This is a genomic window from Bilifractor sp. LCP21S3_F8 (genome assembly GCF_052117805.1).
Lineage (GTDB): Bacteria > Bacillota > Clostridia > Lachnospirales > Lachnospiraceae > Bilifractor.
Genome location: NZ_JBQKIK010000002.1, coordinates 145,860 through 165,540 on the forward strand (window position 1 = coordinate 145,860; position 19,681 = coordinate 165,540).

Annotated in this window: 17 protein-coding genes; 2 read left to right on the forward strand and 15 right to left on the reverse strand. The window is 49.2% G+C overall.

Features of this window, described 5'->3' with window-relative positions:
• Window positions 1-183: 183 nt before the first annotated feature.
• Genes ACTQ3A_RS01850 through ACTQ3A_RS01865 form a run of 4 tightly spaced genes read right to left on the reverse strand, consistent with a single transcriptional unit; the run spans window position 184 to window position 5,642 of the window.
• A complete protein-coding gene (locus tag ACTQ3A_RS01850) occupies window positions 184-2,160 on the reverse strand; it encodes an oxidoreductase (RefSeq protein ID WP_441099258.1) in 1,977 nt (658 codons plus the stop codon).
• A gap of 10 nt (window positions 2,161-2,170) precedes the next feature.
• Window positions 2,171-3,226 (reverse strand): NAD(P)-dependent oxidoreductase, encoded by a 1,056-nt coding sequence (locus tag ACTQ3A_RS01855; protein ID WP_441493954.1) that lies wholly within the window; start codon window positions 3,224-3,226, stop codon window positions 2,171-2,173.
• A 57-nt stretch (window positions 3,227-3,283) separates the two neighbouring features.
• Window positions 3,284-4,468, reverse strand: a complete 1,185-nt coding sequence (locus tag ACTQ3A_RS01860) for an MFS transporter (protein WP_441099260.1) — start codon at window positions 4,466-4,468, stop codon at window positions 3,284-3,286.
• A gap of 28 nt (window positions 4,469-4,496) precedes the next feature.
• A complete protein-coding gene (locus ACTQ3A_RS01865; RefSeq protein ID WP_441099261.1) occupies window positions 4,497-5,642 on the reverse strand; it encodes an iron-containing alcohol dehydrogenase family protein in 1,146 nt (381 codons plus the stop codon).
• 448 nt (window positions 5,643-6,090) lie between these two features.
• On the opposite strand from ACTQ3A_RS01865, the gene ACTQ3A_RS01870 reads away from it, so the two are divergent.
• On the forward strand, window positions 6,091-6,813 hold the full coding sequence (locus ACTQ3A_RS01870) for a TetR/AcrR family transcriptional regulator (RefSeq protein WP_441493955.1): 723 nt from the start codon (window positions 6,091-6,093) through the stop codon (window positions 6,811-6,813).
• 214 nt (window positions 6,814-7,027) lie between these two features.
• Here ACTQ3A_RS01870 and ACTQ3A_RS01875 read toward each other — a convergent pair whose 3' ends face one another.
• The 9 genes from ACTQ3A_RS01875 to ACTQ3A_RS01915 all read right to left on the reverse strand — a co-directional run bounded on the left by ACTQ3A_RS01875 (window position 7,028) and on the right by ACTQ3A_RS01915 (window position 16,952).
• A complete protein-coding gene (locus ACTQ3A_RS01875; RefSeq protein WP_441099263.1) occupies window positions 7,028-8,023 on the reverse strand; it encodes a flavodoxin family protein in 996 nt (331 codons plus the stop codon).
• A 63-nt stretch (window positions 8,024-8,086) separates the two neighbouring features.
• A complete protein-coding gene (gene buk / locus ACTQ3A_RS01880) occupies window positions 8,087-9,196 on the reverse strand; it encodes a butyrate kinase (protein WP_441099264.1) in 1,110 nt (369 codons plus the stop codon).
• Between the two features lie 14 nt (window positions 9,197-9,210).
• Entirely contained in the window at window positions 9,211-10,215 is a 1,005-nt protein-coding gene (locus ACTQ3A_RS01885; protein ID WP_441099265.1) for a phosphate acyltransferase, read from the reverse strand.
• Between the two features lie 30 nt (window positions 10,216-10,245).
• Window positions 10,246-10,485: an acyl carrier protein gene (locus ACTQ3A_RS01890; protein ID WP_441099266.1), complete on the reverse strand. Its 240-nt coding sequence runs from the start codon at window positions 10,483-10,485 to the stop codon at window positions 10,246-10,248.
• Window positions 10,486-10,654: 169 nt separating this feature from the next.
• Window positions 10,655-11,083 carry a Zn-ribbon domain-containing OB-fold protein gene (locus tag ACTQ3A_RS01895; protein WP_441099267.1) on the reverse strand — a complete coding sequence of 143 codons (429 nt, stop codon included), beginning with the start codon at window positions 11,081-11,083 and terminating at the stop codon, window positions 10,655-10,657.
• Between the two features lie 15 nt (window positions 11,084-11,098).
• Window positions 11,099-12,406 carry a thiolase family protein gene (locus tag ACTQ3A_RS01900; protein ID WP_441099268.1) on the reverse strand — a complete coding sequence of 436 codons (1,308 nt, stop codon included), beginning with the start codon at window positions 12,404-12,406 and terminating at the stop codon, window positions 11,099-11,101.
• A gap of 383 nt (window positions 12,407-12,789) precedes the next feature.
• Window positions 12,790-14,070 carry a Gfo/Idh/MocA family protein gene (locus ACTQ3A_RS01905; RefSeq protein ID WP_441099269.1) on the reverse strand — a complete coding sequence of 427 codons (1,281 nt, stop codon included), beginning with the start codon at window positions 14,068-14,070 and terminating at the stop codon, window positions 12,790-12,792.
• Window positions 14,071-14,269: 199 nt separating this feature from the next.
• On the reverse strand, window positions 14,270-15,112 hold the full coding sequence (locus ACTQ3A_RS01910; protein WP_441099270.1) for a sugar phosphate isomerase/epimerase family protein: 843 nt from the start codon (window positions 15,110-15,112) through the stop codon (window positions 14,270-14,272).
• A gap of 298 nt (window positions 15,113-15,410) precedes the next feature.
• Window positions 15,411-16,952, reverse strand: coding sequence for a DUF5597 domain-containing protein (locus ACTQ3A_RS01915; protein ID WP_441099271.1), 1,542 nt, complete (start codon window positions 16,950-16,952; stop codon window positions 15,411-15,413).
• Window positions 16,953-17,128: 176 nt separating this feature from the next.
• On the opposite strand from ACTQ3A_RS01915, the gene ACTQ3A_RS01920 reads away from it, so the two are divergent.
• A complete protein-coding gene (locus ACTQ3A_RS01920) occupies window positions 17,129-18,016 on the forward strand; it encodes an AraC family transcriptional regulator (protein WP_441495227.1) in 888 nt (295 codons plus the stop codon).
• Between the two features lie 57 nt (window positions 18,017-18,073).
• On the opposite strand, the gene ACTQ3A_RS01925 is transcribed toward ACTQ3A_RS01920, so the two are convergent.
• Entirely contained in the window at window positions 18,074-19,141 is a 1,068-nt protein-coding gene (locus tag ACTQ3A_RS01925; protein ID WP_441099273.1) for a hypothetical protein, read from the reverse strand.
• Window positions 19,138-19,608 carry a C-glycoside deglycosidase beta subunit domain-containing protein gene (locus ACTQ3A_RS01930; protein WP_441099274.1) on the reverse strand — a complete coding sequence of 157 codons (471 nt, stop codon included), beginning with the start codon at window positions 19,606-19,608 and terminating at the stop codon, window positions 19,138-19,140. Before ACTQ3A_RS01930 ends, ACTQ3A_RS01925 begins: the two co-directional genes overlap by 4 nt.
• Between the last annotated feature and the right edge of the window lie 73 nt (window positions 19,609-19,681).

The window sequence follows — 19,681 nt, forward strand, 5'->3', positions numbered from 1 at the left end:
ACTTTTTTCTGAACAAAGTGTGGGACTGACACGTTAAAGAGCGATGTGTCAGTCCCACTTTTGAATATCATCAAAATTTATTTTCGAGACAAAGTTAACCAGTACAATTCACTTTTAGGCTGCCGCACCATCTGATGCGCCAGCCTCTTTCTCTGCAATGATTCTTTACTTGTCCGATCTGCGTTACAGCAGCATAGCGGCGTTGTAAGCCTCACTCACCGCATGATAGATCATGCCGACATTCCTGCAGTCACCAATTACATAATTTTCATCTACAAGCGCGGTAAGCGAATCTACAAATTCATAGTCCGCGCGGAATCCCAGTGCACACACCACACTATCCGCGTTGATAATGAATTCTTTTCCGTCACGCTCAACCCGCACGCCTTCCGGAAGGATTTCCCTGACCGTTGTATTTACATAGCATGATGCCGCCTTCTCGATCTGCGGCATCAGTCCGCCGCGGTAGAAGCTGTTTACTTCGCCTGCAATTTTATCCTTCATTTCTACGATAGTTACGTCATGACCTTCATGATGGAAGGAGATCGCGGCTTCCCCACCTACCAGTCCTCCGCCCATGATCACGATGTGGTGTCCAAGCTGTTCCGGATGGAGCTCCGCCTGAATTGCCATCACCACATTCGGCAGGTCAATTCCTTTAATAAACCCCGGCTTCCACTCCTTTGCACCCACCGCAACGATCAGCGCGTCCGGATCAAAGTTCTTTACAAAATCAGGTGTAACCTCCGTATTTAACAGAACCTGAACTCCTGCTCTCTCCACCCGTTTTTCAAGAACGTGACAGAATTTCACAATATCTTCTTTGAAATACGCCGCTCCTGCCGGGTGCAGGTTACCGCCGAGCATGCCGCTTTTCTCGGCAAGTGTTACCTCGTGACCGCGTTCTGCCGCAACGATCGCAGCCTCCATTCCGCCGGGACCTCCACCGACGATCAGCACCTTTTTCTGTTTCTCCGGCGCCGGATGGCCATATTTTTCCTCCAGCTCATGTCCGGTAATCGGATTTACGGTACATTTTGTGGTTTCACTCTTTACAATTTCACCAAAGCATTCATAGCAGCGAAGGCAGGGTGTGATATCATCCGCCTGATCATGCATCGCTTTATAGGGAATGTATGGATCAGCGAGCAGCGCACGTCCGATTTCTACGATATCCGCCTGTCCGGAAGCAATGATGTGTTCCATCTGAGCCGGATCATTCAAAGAACCCACACACGCAACCGGTGTTTTTACAAACTTTTTAATTCCTGCTGCCAGATAGACATTTACACCGCGCGGCCAGAAAGCGGATGGATGCGTGCGGCAGAACATCTCCGGATCTTCGTGATTTCCGCAGGAGACGTTGATCAGATCTACCTTATCATCCACCATCTTCGCCACTTCGATACATGTCTTTTGATCCAGGCCGTCTGCCATCATATCGTCTCCGGACAGACGGATCTCAATCGGGAAATGAGGACCGACTGCTTTACGAATCGCATCCAGGCTCATGAGGAGAAATCTGGCCCGATTCTCCAGAGAGCCGCCGAATTCATCTGTTCTGCGGTTCATAACCGGCGACAGGAACTGTGAGAATAGCCATCCGTGTGCTGCGTGAACCTGCACCATATCAAAACCGCAGTCCTTAACCAGAGCAGCGCCCTTTCCATAGGATTCGATGATCTCATAGATCAGCTCGCGCGGCATCTCCTGCACCTCACCGGCCGGCGTTATTTCATGGCTCGGTCCGTATGCAATCTTTCCTTCCTTGTCCTCATCCCCGCCGACAGAGGCAAGGCCGGCATATTTCCCTCCGTGAGACAGCTGGATGTTCGCATAAGCCCCTGCGCGGTGAATTGCCTCCGCGCATTCCTTCAGCCCCTGACGGTTTCCGTAGGAATCCAGCTGCAGCTGCATATTGTGCTGTTTGCCGGTCAGAGAATGGACGATGGATTCGCCATACGTAACCACTGCCGCACCGCCCTTTGCCTTCCGCTCCAGATACGCCTGCATCGCATACGTCATATGCCCCTGAGTATCAATCATTCCGGGACTGGTCGGTGCTGCAATGATTCTGTTTTTCAGCTTGATATTTCCGATACGGATCGGAGAAAGCAGATTCGGATATCTGCATTTTCCCTCAAAACTCTGCGCACTCATCTTTTGTCCCTCACTTTCTTACCTTCCACAGATATTTTCCTTTTTCACCGGCAAGGTAGGCATCAATTTCCTCTGCCATCATCCGCCCGGACCATCCGTCTACATCTGTCGTCAGACCGGCCATATGCGGCGTACACAGAACGTTTCTCATCTTGAGTAGAGGATGATTGACCGGAACCGGCTCCTCCCAATATACATCTGTAGCTGCGCCTGCAATCTCTCCGTTCTGCAGCGCCTCCACAAAATCCTTCTGATCGATGACAGCTGCTCTTGCGGTATTCAGCAGATACGCGGATTTCTTCATTTTTTTGAACCAGTCCTTATTGACGGATGCTCTTGTGGACGGAAGCACCGGAAGGTGGATGCTCACGATGTCTGAATTCGCAAGCATGGTATCAAGATCCGCCGGAACGCATCCGTCCGCTTCGATTTTCGCGGGATCCAGATAGGGATCATAAGCCAGGATCTTCATGCCGAATGCTTTTGCGCGTACGGCCACCTCACGTCCGATTGCCCCATATCCGGCGATGCCGAGCGTCTTTCCATAAAGCTCAAAACCAATTCCATAATCCATAAACGGATGATTTTCATCCAGCGGTCCGAAGGTTACATTTTTAACGTCCGGTACATCGTAGATATTTTCTTTCGCCGGTCCGCAGTGCTCTCCCTTATGAAGTCCTTCTGCGGAAATTGCAAGATGTCTTGCCATTGCAATCATCATGCCCATCGCGAATTCCGCAACGGCTACGCGGTTTCTGCCCGGTGTATAATGCAGATCCAGACCTCCTGCCTGAATGGCGTCAAAATCAACCGTTGCCGGAGTACCCTTAGCTACGCCGATAAACTTCATTCCGGAATCCAGCCATGCCTTGATAGTTTCCGTGCCGGCATACTCGTCGCCCAGAACCACCATTTCCTTTCCCATGCACTCCTCACGGGTTTGCTCCTCCGGCGCGTTTCCCTTTCCGTGCTTCAGCTCGCCGCAGACTGTGATGTCACAGGTTTCCTTCAGCTTTTCAAGCTCCTCCTCCGGAAGTCTTGTACATAATGCCATTGTTTTTTTCATAGTAAAAATCCTCCTGATTTTATAGATACATATGTTGCTGGGGCCGCAGGGTACAGATCAGCTTTTCTTCTTTGATTTACGAAAGCGGATGCGGATGACCGCTGCCAGACCGGCAATTGCAACGCCGACAGCAGAAAGCATGTAGACATGAGAAGTTGTCACTTCTCCGAAAATTCCTCTTGAAGCCGTGTTCAGGACAAACGGAGAAACCGTCTGCCCGAAGTTGGTAAAGCAGGTGAAACATCCGGAGGCAAGAGCAGCGGCAATGGGCGGCACCGCGTTGGATACCTCTACCATTCCGGTCGGGATGAAGATTCCCTGTGAAAAGCCGCAGAAGACCGCTCCGACGGCCAGCATCGCAAAATTGCCGGGGAAAGCCACCAGAATTCCCGCCCCTACGGCAAAGCTGAACATCGCCACAGGCAGGGTGTATTTCTTTGCCACTCTTGAGACAACTCCCAGAAGAAGTCCGATTACAATCTGCGCCCCGGAAAAAATACCTGCCAGAGTTCCGGAAGCGCTGCTGCTTCCTTTCAGCGCACCCGCGAGATGCATGGAAACATTCGTCGTGAATGTGATCAAAAACAGATATTCGAAGAATCCCAGCAGAGATACCTCAAAAACTCTTCCATTGAGCCGGATCTTCTCCGTTTTCTTCTCCTCCTTCGCGTGCTCCGATGCCGGAAGCATCGCCGCAATCACAGCAAAGGAAAGAAATCCGATGATGTTGATCAGATACGAGGTGGTAAAATGATGCGCTCCCAAAAGGCCGCCTACGGTCGTGACTACCACCATCCCGGCTCCCACCGAAGCCGCCTGAATTCCCATGACCTGCGTCCGCTCGGGACCGGTAAACCACTCGGCGACAACCGCTGTATTCAATGCAGTTGCAATTCCAAGGGAGATGCCATACACTGCTCTGCACACAAACAGCAGCCAGAAGGAATCCGCTAGAAACGGAACAAATCCGCTGATCCCAGCCAGAAGACCCGCCACGATCAAAAGCGACTTCTTGCTGAATTTGAGCACCAGTACACCGGATAACAGGGCAAAAATCATTGCCACAAAGGAAGGCGCCGTGATGAGCATCTGCACAAGACTCACGTCAACCTCAGGGAAATGCGCGCTGATTTTATCAAGCACCGGCGAAACGCTGAACTGCAGTCCCTGTATAAATGAAATTCCGACAATGGAAAAAATAATTCGTAGTTTTTTTGCGGGATTCATTTTTTCTTGTTCCAATTGTTCTCTCTCTTTCTATTTTTCTGTCTCAGTATGCCTTTTCCAGAATACCGATGACGTCTTCTTTTGTTACACCCTGACGGGGATTAAACATCAGAGGCGCCTCTTTCAGCACTTCCCCGGCCAGCATATCGAAATCCTCTTTCCGGATCTTCTGCTCGGAAAGGGTACGGATCTTCAGATCCCGGATCATCTTCAGAAGAGCATCCGACAGCAGATACGGATCCTTCTCGGGATCACCCGTCGGTTCCAAATCGATCGTCCGGGCCATGTCCACCATTTTCTCCGGGCAGCTCTCCGCGTTGAAGGCCATTACATAAGGAAGCACACAGGCATTTGCCATTCCGTGCGCCAGCCCGAAATGAGCGCTCAGGGTATGTGCGATCGCATGGTTCAGACCGAGGTTTGCATTGGAGAATCCGAAGCCTGTGATGATACAGCCGAGCATCATCTGCTCTCTCGCCTCCATGTTGTTCCCGTCCGCTACCACCTTCGGCAGATTCTCATAGAGAATCGACAGTCCCTTGAGCGAGTTGTACTCCGTCAGCGGCGTTGCGCAATTGGAAATATAACTCTCCACCGCGTGCGTAATCGCGTCCATACCGGTAGCCGCCGTTACAGACACGGGCATCGTCCGTGTGAACTCAGGATCGCAGACCACATCCGACGCTGTTAGCTTGTTGTCGATTACGACATATTTCACAACCTTCTTCGTGTCAATCAGGGCGCTGACGTTTGTGATCTCGCTCGAGGTACCCGCGGTTGTCGGTACGGCGATCAGCGGAAGCAGATCATTTTTTACCATGCCGATTCCCGCATAATCGCTGATGTTTCCCGGATTTGTCATCAGCACGTTCACTGCCTTCGCCAGATCAATACTGCTGCCTCCGCCGACAGCTACAAATCCCTCAACCTTCTCGTCCTTTGCAATTTTTGACGCTTCCTCAACGACTTCATTGGTCGGATTCGGAATGACTCCGTCAAAGATCACATACCCGACGCCGGCCTTTTCCACCTGCGCGATGATCTTCTCTGCTATTCCGGCCGCCTTCACCCCGCCGTCATAGACAATCATTACCTTATGCAATCCGTGTGACGCCAGAAGCTCCGGAATCTTATCCGCGGAATCTCTGCCAAACACAATATTACTCTTTATAAAAAAATTGTAGCTCATAGTTTCTCTCCCTTCATCAGTTCAGCTGTTATTTTCAGTCTATCGAAAGGATCCTGTAAAAAACAGAACACATCCGGCCGTTCTGTGTTAATTGCACACTTTTCCGCAAACTGTACAGTATACGTAGTCTTCGACTGCTCTCGCAGTTACCCTGTTCAAGTTTTATTAAGCAAAAATTTTACAGATCTGCTTCTCTCAGCGAATTGGGTTATCTTTCATCTATTGTTCACTCACAACTATGTACGGCAAGGATTTTAGCCGCACGCGAACAGTAACCTTTTTCACATTACTGACAGATACTTGCGCCTCCCGTTGCTTGAAGATTTTTTCTTCTGCATGTACAATATCTATAGTCATACATGAGCACGGCATAGGGCAACCGGCAGTTGACGCAGCCGCAAGACTCTTGTGCAGTATTGGTAGAATCCGCCTCTTATGCAGGCATTGAATGGGAGAGGAAAGAATTATAATGGCAAAAGCATCCGCCGCACCGCATCGAACTAATAAATCCGAGCAGACCAGAGAACGTATTATAGAATCCTACCTGACCCTGATCCGGGAAAAAAAATGGGATAAAATCTCTGTCATTGAGATCTGCCGCCAGTCTGATATCACCAGGGGAACCTTTTATCAGTATTTCAGCGATATATACGACATGATGGAGCAGATTGAAACCTCCCTCCTCACGGAGCTGTCAAACCGCTTTGCCAGCTCCCGCCGACAGTCGCAGCTACCTGTCAGCACGGAAACCTTTTTCACCAATTTCAACCCTGCTCCTCCGGAAATATTTCTGACCTGGTTCGAATTCTGCCGGAATCATAAACAGGCAATGATGGCCCTTCTGGATCGCAAGAACGGTGATACCTATTTTGTAAAGCGCCTGAAACCGCTGATCAGCAGCTATATTCAGGATATGATGGACCGCGATGGAGTTCCCAGAGATGAGCTTCGCTCTCATTTTGTCGACATCTTTATCGAGCTTCATTTTCTTTCGGCGCAGACCTGGCTTGACTCCGACGATTCCATGGAAATCATGGACATTGATGATATCGTCAATCTGCTCAATGTCATGCGGGTCGGTGCTCTCTATATGAGCCTGAAACACAGAGAAGACCCGGAGCGTTTTGATGAAGTCATGCACACACATCCCCGCGATCATAAGGAAGCATGACAAATGACCTCTATAGAAGGGACCGGAAGAGATCCCCGCCTTTGCGGAAAATTCTCCTTCCGGTCCCTTTTAAAATCTCAGTAATGACACTTCGTATTACACAGCAAACACTCATACGATACTTTGTACCGCAAACTGTATAAGCTACGGATTGCTCCGTGCTGCGCACTCCTGCAATTCTACAGTAACGTCAAACACAAAGCGGCATGTCCGCTTACTGCTCTGCCTTCGCTTCCGCATCCATCTTCGCGATTTCCGCGTCGAAGTCATTCCGATACTTCTTCATCTTTTCATCCAGCATGTCCTTATTCGCCATCAGCTTCGGAACGCACACCTTGATCATATTTTTGATCTCATAATGATGCTCATAGATTCCCGGAAGCGTATTTCTTGCACGCTTCTGCTCTTCCTCAGAGAACGTGACATTCATTTTACCGTCAGCTCCTACAGAAGCCTTGCCGTAGATTCCGCAGACCGGACAGAGTACATCCTTCCCGTCATTTTCGATCATGAGAAGATCATTGTGGCAAACCGGGCAGACTCCCTTCGGTCCCACCCAGGTATTGACCTCATCGTATGGTTTACCGATTGCTTCAGCAACCGCACGACCAAGGTCCGCACTGGTCTGCATCAGCTTGTCATCGAGCAGCGGGCTTCCGGTCCTTCCCTGGTCATAGGCGTCAATGTGTCCGACTGCCTTCATGCACTGGGAGAAGGAAAACAGATGAAGCATGGGAAGACCCATGGAAACCCAGTGGTGCGACTGCGCGCCACCCACAGAGATGTAACCGCAGTAACGATCCTTTGTATAATTCGGATTCAGAAGCGGTTTTCCCTCTGCCGCGCGCTTCTTGTTCTCCTCAAGGATATTGGCGCGGTCATGGGAAGGCATGTAGCGGTCCAGGAAATTCTTGAACTGTCCGACGATTCCAACCGCATACACCGGTGCAGCGATAATAACGCCATCGCACTCGTCAAAAGCAGCTTCCAGCTCCTGATAGCCATCCTTGAACGCACAGTGAATATCCACGTCGCCGCGATCTCTGCAGCGACTGCAGTAATCACAGGCATGGCAATGCGTGATTTCCATGCGCATGGTATTGATAAATTTCACATCCGCACCTGCCTTATGCGCCGCGAACAGCGCCTCCTTACACAAAATATCGCATCGTTCGTTCCTTCTGCCGAAGGAAATTCCTAATATTTTCATCGCTTCCCCTACCTTTTATATATATAAGAATACATTCCGACAGGCGTGAAACGCTCACGCCGCTCAGGCAAAATCGAATTTTTCAAACACCTTTTTGCCCGTATACTCCTTCAGTTCTTCCTCTCCGTTCAATACACGGATCGCGCCGGCGGCCATTGCCTCCATCTCAAATTCACCCGGATATGCGTAGACCGGTGCGATAAAGCTGCACGACTCCGTAATCTGATTGACCAGATCCTTATTGTAGACCATTCCGCCGCCCAGGAGAATTCCGTCAACCTTTCCCTTAAGCACGGCCGCCATAGAACCGATCGCCTTCTCAATCTGATAGATCATGGTGTTCCAGAGCATCGCCGCATAGCGGTCCCCGTCAGCAGCTCTTTTGCTGACTTCGAGCGCGTCGGAAATTCCCAGATGACTCACGAAACCGCCCTGCCTTGTGCAGAGTTTACGGACTGACTTGATATCCATCTTCTCTCTTTCCATATAGTCCAGGAGATCATAGACAGATATACCGCCGCAGCGCGTCGGTGCCATCGGGCCCTCGCCGCCCACAATATCAAAGCCATCCACCATCCGCCCCTGACGGTGTGCGGATACGGAGATGCCGCCGCCAATATGACAGACTACATAGTTGCATTCTTCATATTTCTTCCCGAGCACATTCTTGCTATGACGAATCGCCGTTTCCTTCAGATTCAGCGCATGCAGATGAACGGTTCGGTACACCCCTTTGATTCCGGTCATCCTTGCCAGATCCTGAAGCTCATCGGTATCCGGCGGATTGACAATCATGGCTTTTGCGCCGTACTTTACGGCAAACTCATGTGCGAGCTGCGGTCCAAGAGTTGCCGGATGTACCACACCGTTTGCGCAGGTTCTGGCATGCTCCAGAACCAGATCGCTCAGGTTATAGGTTCCGCCCTCCACAGACAGAAGGCCGCCTCCGCGGCCTACAAATACATCGACGTCTTCCAGCGTCTGTCCGTTCTCGCGCACAATGTCCAGAATCATATCCCTGCGATAAGGCAGCTGGTCTGACATGGTTTTGAATTTTCCAAGCTCCGCCGCGTCATGTGCTACATTTTTTGAAAATAAACAGGTCTCCCCGTCAAACATCGCGATCTTCGTGGATGTAGAGCCCGGATTGATTGCAAATATTTTGTACCCCACCTTGTCTCCTCCGATCAGTTCTGATTCATTTTTGCCGCGCGGACCGCAGAAATGATGATATTTCCTTTGATCTCGGAAACCGGCGCTCCCCTTGAGCAGTCACAGACCACGCTGTTAAAGCCCTGCAGCATGGGACCGTAAGCATCCGCATGACCAAACTGCTGGATCAGCTTAACGCCGACGTTACCGACATTCAGATCCGGCCAGATAATAACGTTGGCTTTACCGGCAACCTTACTTTCTCTCTTGACCTTCTTTGCCGCGACCTCCGGAGAAATCGCCGCGTCGAACTGGAACTCTCCGTCGATGGCGAGATCCGGTCTCTTTTCCTGTGCGATCTTCAAAGCCGCTGTCACCTTGTCGATCAGCTCGCCCTGCCCGCTTCCCAGTGTGGAATAGCAGACCATGGCACATCTGGGCTCCCAGTCCAGAAGATCCCTGACTGTCTCACAGGCAGAGATCGCGATGTCCGCCAGCTGTTCGGAATCCGGATTCGTGCAGACCGCGCTGTCTCCGATAGCCAACAGGGATCCTTCACTTCCCTTGAATCCCGGAATATCACAGAGGCCGATACTGGAAATCGTGCTGATGCCCGGCTTCATTCCGATCATCATCTGCGCCGCCAGAAGCACGTCTCCGGTTGTGTTGTCGATTCCCGCGAAGGTAACTCCGACCTCTCCGGCCTTTTGCATTGCCATCGCGTAATAAAGCGGGTCCGCCATACGCCGATTCAACGCCTTTTCCTTCAGTCTTGTATCCGGCATTGCAACATACTTATCAATAATCTCCTTGCGATATGCTTCATTATTGATATCTACAAAGGTAAATACAGAGGAATCGTAGCCGCGCTCCACTGCCAGCTTCGGAAGCTGGTCATCGCCCAGCAGAACCGGAATGATATAACCGTCTCTGCCGGTCTCATATGCGGCCTGCATCATCTTCTCATTGGTCGCCTCCGGAAAAGCAACCTTCTGCGGGTTTGCCTTTGCCTTGGCATAAATTTCATCTAATACGCTCATTTTCAACTCTCCGTTATGAAATGAATAGGATTACATTTCTTCCTCAACCAGATTGACCAGATCGCCGATTGTCGTGCATGCAGCCGCATCCTGAAGAGTGATCGTAGCGTCCAACTCGTTCTCGATCTCAGCAACCAGGGCAACCATCTGCACGGAGGCGCCCTTCAGCTCCTCCTTGAAATTCGTCTCGGTGGAAAGCTCGGAAGCATCTCTGTTGTAGGAAACCGCTACCAGCTCAATTACCTTGTTTTCCAGTTCTTTTCTGTCCATGTTTTTTCTCCTTGAACTTATGTATGTATTAAAAACTATGATCTCTGTTTCCCGATCAACTCCTCGAAAACGCAGGCAGCATCGACGCATACAAGACTCGAACGAGAGATCTGCTGTAGTTTCGAGGGCAATCCATATAGTTATTCCGTGTTATAGCATGCGTCATCGTTTATTGATCTTCATCCAAATCAAAAACTACCGTTTTATAGCCGTCTCTCTGATAGATGGACGCATGTACATTAACCGGAAGTCCCTTTCCTTCGAGAATCTCCCGTCTTTTTTTCTTGCTGACGCCGCGCACTACTGCATTCAGATGCGCGCCTTCTTCAATCTCCACATCCCCGTAACAGAACTTGCCGAGAGCCTTGTATTCCGGTTTCATCGAAAGCGGAGCCGGCATTACCATGGAATGAAGCTTTGCTTTTCCGCTGATCTCAATCCACTCCATATCCCAGTTTCCACAGGTATTGCAGGCGTAGACCGGAGGAAACTCTACTGCTCCGCATTTTTTGCATCTCTTTGCGGTGATTTTGCCCTTCTCCAGATTCTCGTAGAAAGTAGCAACCACCTTTTCCAGTTTAATCGGACTTTCACTCATGATTTCGTTTCCTCCTTAGTCCGCTGTGCGGATGATATATGTACAGATATTCTGTGCGCCGCCATATCCGCGAAGCATGGCTGTTTTCGGCAGTTTCTTTACCTGGCCTTCACCAGCCTCGCCACGCATCTGATGAACCGCCTCATAGAGATCCGCAAGACCGGAAGCCGCATGGGCATGGCCAAAGGATGTCCGGCCGCCATTTGTATTGATCGGCTTGTCTCCGTCATAGGCAGTACGTCCTTCGCAGATATATTTCCAACCCTCTCCATAGGGCAGATACCCTGCGATCTCCGCTGCCACCAGATGTGAGGTGATAATGAAGTCATTCGCATAGAAGAGATCCAGCTCCTCCGGCTTCACACCGGTAAGCTCATATACCTGGCGGACCGCTTCGATCGTTGCATTGACTTCGAAGTGCGGAGTTGTCGCCTCACAGGCAGCACAGCCGACACCCAACACCTCAATCGGTTTATGGGACTTATTTCCCATGTACTTGTCAACCATATCCGTCGCACAGACAATGACCGCCGCCGCGCCGTCACACTTCAGCTCCAGCCCGGAAGCGCGAAGAAAATCGCCCATTCTCGGATTATATGGAGAACGCATATAATCCAGGACATTGTCGAATCCTTTCTCCTTAGCAATCTCCTCGTAAGGAGTTCTTGCAATCGCCAGCGGGTTCTTCGACGCATTTCTGCGATTGTTGATGCACATCCAGTTCAAGGTGTCATCCATCTGCTGATCCGTCAGTCCGCGTGTTCTCTTGTACCACTCCGCCGCGTCGTCATAAATCAGGTTCAGACCACCCATCAGGCTTCTGGTGTAATTCCGGTCATACAGCCATGCCGTCGTCTTCAGGAAACGCTCCATCGTGATTTTTTCACGCTTGTAGGGATGCTCCGGAATCGCAGCGCTGTCGCCAAACTCTACACACCCGGAAAGCACACAGTTATATTTTCCGGACGCCACGGCATTAACTGCCTCTTCAATCGCGTAGTATCCGGTGCAGCAGGCCTCAGAATGATGAATGGATGCCTTGCCCTTCATGCCGAACCAGTTCGCGATCTGCACGTTCGGTGTCAGATAGTTGGAAGATGCAAGAGGACTTGCCTCACCATGGAAATAGAAATCCACGTCCTGCGGATTTACACCGGCATCCTCCATCGCTTTCAAAGCCGCATAGCCATACATTTCTCCTTCTGTCAGTCCATCCGTTTCCGGATTGTCCACCGTATACATAAACGGAGTACATCCAACGCCAATGATGGATACTCCTCTGCTGTACGGATGAATCGTCGTTTTGTTCATAACAACATCCATTTTTTGTCCTCGCATTCTTGATATTCACGATTGCTTTCCCGGTCATTGTCTGATGATCCGTTCCTTCAATACGCAACCTCGGCCATTTTTTCCATCATATCCATTTCCTTCCCGATGAAATATAATGTCGTCGTCTATATTTCGACTCTATTTTGACCACGCGTGGAAGATAGTCTGTATAAAGGTCAATGATTATCAAAGAAAATGACCACATCATATCCGATAGCAGATAGAAGCCAGTGCCATGCCGGGACTAATACAGTATGTGGCACGCTGTATCTGGGAACTATACAAAATTCGGCGCTGCACGCCCGAAAGGTGTGCAACGCCGAACTGTCTTGCTCAATATTTACTTCTCACATTTCTACCCGATAAACGTTACATTAGTCTGCCTTGTAATCATCAAAATCGTACTTGATGGTTCCGAACGGAGTCTCCTGCTCACGAAGAGCGATAGACTTCGAAAGTGCCTTGATCTCATCTGCCGTCACACTGCGTCCGAGATTGCCGGAAAGAACACATCCCTCGGAAAGGAACGCTGTCTTCATGGCAATATACGGAGAATCTACGCGTGTCTCATCGGTCAGGTCTCCCCACAGATAGGAATACCACTGCAGCTGATTGTCATTGTACATCGCCATCTCCGGATGCATCAGAAGCTCCTGCTGGCCGGTAATATCTCCGATTGCGCAGTCCAGCTTATTGTCAAAGAGCTGTCCTTCGTCGTTGACTCCGAACCACTCCAGTCTGGGTTTCTGCAGATTTCCGCCTCCAACGATCTGTCCGCCCTCCGGTACAGCCATCGGGCCGCCTGTCTGATCTACGTCGGTGAATTTCAGACCGCCGTTAGATCCGGCGATAAAGGATGTTCCGATTTCATCCATATGGATTGCCCAGTCTTCATAAATATCCATGGAAAGTCCGCCCTTGAAGCGCGCGATGGCGACACTGAGATCCTCCACCGGAGCCGTGCGGCCAACCGCCTTATCGATTGCGGGATCTGTCCAGTAATCACTTGTTGTTACTCCATATACGCTCTCCAGCTCCGGCATGCCAAGCACATAAAGCATCTGTGCCAGATGATAGATTCCAAGATCAAACAGAGGACCGTGAACGCCCACATCCGGGGTAATGAAATCATGGCTGAAGAACGGCATATCGTATCCGGGGCGGCCCTGACGTCTGTGTCCGACGCTTCTCGCGTGGTAAACTTTTCCAAGCTTTCCTTCCGCAATCATCTTCTTTGCGATTCTTGTCTGCGGATTATAGATGGAGCTAATCTGGACTGCCAGCTTCTGACCATACTTCTTCTGCGCATCGTAAAGGATCTTCGCATCCGCGTAGCTGGCTGCCATCGGTTTTTCCGAATAACAGGGATATCCGGCTGCCATAACCGCGGTTGCTACAGAAGTATGCAGGTTGTTGTGTACGCAAACCTCTACCTCATCAATATCATCTCTTTTCAGCATCTCACGAAAATCCGCGTACAGATTTTTTTCCTCAATGCCATATTTTTCACCGAATGCTTTCAGGCGTTCCGGTACGATTTCAGCTGCGGCAACAACTTTAAGGTCATATCCGCGGTTTTTCAGGTTCTGGATTACCGTCATATGTCTGTGTGAAATCATTCCACATCCGATAATGGCAATTCTCAGTTCTCTCATTTCATGAACTCCTCTCTGATTTATCTTCTTTTGATCAATACCATAACCTTCTGCTATATCCGGATCAGGTTCTGAGTCCATCTCCGGATACAGGTTCTGCGCAATTCCGGTTATGTTCTATGAAACCAGTGCCGTGCAGAAGAATCTTCACTGTATTCACAATACACTGTGCCTCTTTGTCGTGCAGAAATGCAGCCGTTTACCATCCGAGGATCTTCAGATATTCACGGCTTCTTCTCGCCGCCTCCAGTGGATCCAGGCTGTAATGCTCGTCCTGCTCGACCACTACCCATTTAGCGCCGATCTCCGTGCATGTATCCAGAATCGGCTCCCAGATCTGCATACCAAATCCGACCGGACGGAATTCGAAGATGCCATCATCGCCTTCCTCTTCTTTCACGGTCGTTCCGATCAGCTTATACATGTTCTTCGGATTTCCCTCTTTGATGAAGTCCTTCAGATGAACCACTTCGCAGCGGGCGCCGTATTTCTTCAGATATTCCACCGGTTTCTGACCAGCGACTTTGATCCAGCACAGATCCGGCTCTACTTTCAAAAGATCCTCGGGAATCTGCGTATAGATATCATCAAAGCAGAAGCTTCCGTCCGGCATCTTGACGAACTCGAAATCATGATTGTGATATTCCAGCTTGATGCCGTTCTCCTTGAAAATCCTGCCGATGCGGGTCATCTCCTCGATGACTTTCTTGTAACCTTCCGGGCTCACATTCGGTCTGTACTCCTCCGGCAGATACGGAACCGCGATATATTTCACACCGATCTTCTTATAGGTGTCAGCGATTCCCTGCGGATCCGCCATCATATCCACCAGCGGCACATGGGCACTGATCGGATTCAAGCCGATTTTGTCAAGTGTTTCCTTGATATATTCCGGTTCCAATCCATATAGACCTGCAAGCTCCACGCCATCATAGCCCATATCCTTGACAGACTGCATCACCTCCGGAAATCTTTCCGGTGTGTTCTCAAGAAGATCGCGTAAACCATATACCTGAATGCCAACCGGTAATCTGTTGCTCATTTTGTTTTCCTCCCTTGTTTTCTTTATGCCGAAGTACCGGAACGTCTGCGGTTAAATGCATAAATACCTGAATACCCAAATAATTGGCGTTCCATTCGCACGTTTTCTTATACTGTACTTCTTTCCGGCCTGACCGACTATTTGATTTTGACCTTCCTTTTATACATGTTTTGACTTCTGGTATCCAGTCCAACCGGAAAAGGTCAAAAATAAATCTCTGTTTTTATCTTCAGGCTGTTTTCGGGCCGATCGTTCTCTCCTTGTAAAGTCTTACTCTCTCTGAATAACCTTTTAAAAATCAGTACCGGTAAAGCACCACACGATACGTCTGGGGTATCCTGCCAAACCGGACAGACATTTTTTCATCTCCATTAAGTACTCTTCCTCGTACGAACTGACCGTCGACTATGCTGCCCTCTTCCAGCCTGAGTATTTCTGTCTTATCTGCATCTTCAGGCTTCGATAAGAAGTTGATTCTGCACATGATACCTGTCAATAGAAATTCATTTTCAGAAAGCTCCATTATAATCCCTGCCCCGAGAGGGTTTCCGCCGGACCTTGGTTCATAAGCCACCTGCATATCGTAGCGTGAAAATCGCGCAAAGGTTCCAAAATCATTTTCTCCGTGTCTTACAAAGCTGTTCAGATGAACGGTTCCGCGCAGCTGCAGAAGCAACGGTTCCATTTCCTTCAGTATCCTGTACGTTTCTGAGAGAATTTCTGCACTTCCTTCAATTTCGAAGGCAGTCGGATCAATATTTAAGGCACGCATCACTTCCATCGGCGGACGATCCACCGCATCCGGATCCTTCGTCAGTTCCTCGATCCCAAATGGAGAATACCCAATGGCATACTTGGATCCAAAAGCATACATACAGTATGAAGCTGTCACAGCATCTTTTCGAATCTCCGGGACAAACAGCGGGTTCTCCTCTGTCTGATACTCGTCCATTACCTTCGCGCAGTAGGGAACATAGATATCCGGTGCGAACAGATCCAACCCTGGAGCAGCAGTTCTCCAGATCTGCTGCATAGAAACTACCGGACCTCCCGATGGATAAGATCCCGGATACCAGGGATACTGTTTCAGCCAGGCATTCACATAGCAGGGAAGCGGATAGACTTCTTTTCCGGAAGCGGTGATCTTACCTACGGCACTTCCAAAGCTCCATGCCATAAAAGCCTCCTCCGCCTCTTCCTTGAACACATCTCTCCACGTTCCTTTTTTCCCTGTTAGGTCAGTAAGCTCCGAAGGTATCCGCTGTTCAAAAGCCTCGTTTGCTGCCGCAGAATAGTCCCGGGCATCCCCAAGCATTCCCACTTCATTTTCCACCTGCATCATGAGAACTGTATTTTCTTCCTCATCTATGCTGCGGATATACTCCATCAGAGACCGAAAACAAGTGCGGTCTTTTTCTATCGCTTCCCTGCAAAAAGGAGACACCACGGGAATTTTCTCGCCGGATTTCTTTTCTACGCGAAAATACTTCTGCGTGTCGCTCTTCATCCAGCCGGGTACGTACATGGACTCCGCATTTTTCCAGAGCCCGAACCAGAGCAGCACAAGATGCATGTGATGAGATCTTGCCTGATTGATCAGTGCGCCTACCGAGGAAAAATCATAAACGCCCTCCTTCTCCTCAATAAGCTCCCAGTAAACGGGTGCCAGAATTGTATTCATGTGCATGCCTTCTACAGCAGGCCATACCTCCCGTTCCATGTACTCACTGTCACTTGCGGAAGAATTGTGAATCTCTCCTCCATAAATAAAGAACGGCTGGTTCTTCACGTACAGTGTGAGAATTCCCTTCTCATCTTTTCTGATTATCGGTGTGCTCATGACCTCTTCTCCTTTCTCTTCCGGACGCCGCCAGCACGGTCAGCCCTTATACAGCCTCTCTAATGATCAGCTGTTTATTATGAAATACGACCTTATTGAGATACGTTATAAAAAATTATAATAATTGCCTTTTCTTCACTCAATATTAATATTATAATATTTCTATCATTATATTAATGTTCTGTAAGTACTTGCCATTCTATAAAGGAGACAATATGTTTTTTTCAATTGGTTATACCCGTTACGAAACAGATCATATCCCTCTGCGTCTTCTGATTCTCGGCATTGACTACCTGCAGGATCCCGTAAGCCGCCCCTACGGTATGCCAATCTGGCAATGCTTTCAGGTGTCAGAAGGTACTGCTATACTAAATATCTCCGACAAACAATACCGCATTAAAAAGGGAGACGGTTTCATCATCCCCTCCCATATTCCCCATGAATATCATGCACAGGGAGATCTGCTCCGACTGAATTTTGTCGGATTTGGTGGAAACTGCCTCGCCACGCTCGCACAGGACCTTGGTATTTCATCCCCGGGTGCTTACCACTATGCAAAACCCTCTTTCTTTTTGCAGCAGGTAATAGAATTAGAAAAGCTCCTCGACGCAGACGCTTCCGGTACTCACCACGCAGAACTGAATAAAAAACGCACTGCATCCAAGCTGCTTTATGCATTTCTGATAGATTTATCAGAAAATCTTTCTCTCCTGCAGGCTTCTGCTCCAGACGGAAGCCACCCGATTTCCCGGCAAATCTCTGTCTACCTGGAGGATCACTACAATGAAGACATTTCCCTCGAACAGCTGTCAGACTCTCTGGGCTATTCGAAGGAATACATCTGCGGTATATACCGGCGTGATATGAAGAAAACGATTATCACACATCTTACAGAAATTCGGATTGCTCATGCGAGAACAGAACTCCTCACTAACTCGAACAAAAAAATAGCCGAAATTGCTTCAGACTGCGGCTTTGCCAGTCCAAGCTATTTCGGCAAAAAATTCAGAGAATATAATCACATGACTCCGGACCAATATCGGTTACAACAAATAATCCGATAAGAAACACATATTCATTTTTCTTAGTCTTCCCGCTCTCCGGGCAGTATCTTCTGCACCTCAAGATGTCTTTTCCCGCTCTCCTGACAGTCTTTTCAGCATCTCATGATGCCTTCTCACCTGTTCCACCTCGTCTACCAGGTATTCTATACCCCGATCCTGCTGGTCTCTCTGTCCCTCAAATTCAGAATCAATATAGCCGTCATATCCATATTCCCGCAGATATTTCATCGGTGTCTCATAGTCGATGCATTTGTCTTCATAATGGCCGGGCTGCCCGGGGATCTCAGTCATATTGTAGAATTTTCCGTGAATGCTTACAATATGCGGGATAATATCAATGATATCCTCCGGCTTTGCACTGGACTCATGTGTAGCCATTCGCTCTACATCACTTCCCGGAATCCCGTGTCCCGGAAACTTCTCGTCCACTAGTGTGAGGATCTCATCGTGTGAATAATTTGCGGCATTTTCGAGAATCCAGTCCACCGCCTCAGGGTTCTTTGCGTGGCGCTTCACATAGGCAACCGCGACCTCCGAAGGCCGATACTGGAAAATACCAAAGTCCGGAACCAGTCCGATATGCTCTGTATGCGTGCGTTCCTTTAATTCCAGAAGCTCATCCACCATGCGGAAATTTACAGCAGCCGCCATCCCTTTTTCGGCCTTGATCTGCCCGCCCGGCTTAATTGGCCAGGGAGCATGGATTTCTTTTCCGATGCGGATATCGTATTTTTCCGCAGTCGGAATACACATTTCAATAACATCTGTAGGAACAAGCACCAGTGTTCTTACATTCCGGAATCCCAGTTTGTGAGCGAGCATGATATCCTGTTTCAGATGTTCCGCCGCTTCTTCATGGGTCATGACATGATCCCGGAACTGATGCACATCCATGTAAACATCCATTGTGACCGCTTTCATACGGTATCTCGCCATATAGCTGTGCCAGTCATATATGAACTCCTCGGAAGGGAAGGGATAATGCGGAATTGCCGCTTCATCAATGATTTCAATTCCATCTGTTCCCAATCCCTCACGAACCTCGCGGATCTGTGCCTTCAGGTCCAGTTTTTTGAAGAACTGCGCCTGCTGATAGCTGTATAAGGATACTCCTCGTTTTATCATTTCTCGTCCCCTCCTTCCTGTAATTTCAGATCATAATAGCAGATGTTTGCAGTTTTTCCCGCTCCTGCACCGCTTCCCGGCACCGGAGGATTTTTCACCCATTCCTCGTCCCAGGGCATATACCCATACTGTGACAAAATTGACTGCTGCAATCCTACTCTGTGGACGCCCGGCGCAAGTCCGCCTTCCTTATCTACATAAACCATTCCTTCATCGTCAAAATCCCAGTGTTCCCAGCAGCATTTCTTGATTTCTTCGAAAGTTCGCGGTGCTTTTCCGTTAATCGCAAAGCGCTGCTTCTCTCTCGGATATTCCACACCGTCTACCGAAATATAATATCCGTTATGCAGAGACAAAAAACATCCCCGATAATCTGCAATTCGAACACCGAAACAAAATCCGACGGTCTTGCCGTCGCGGACGACATTCTTCAAGCTGTCCTTTCGGATCAGAAAATCATCAAACATCCTGTTACCTCCCTTTCTTTTAGGTTCTATTTGTGACTATTCAGCATATTACTATCTCAAGCGGAGAAGGCCA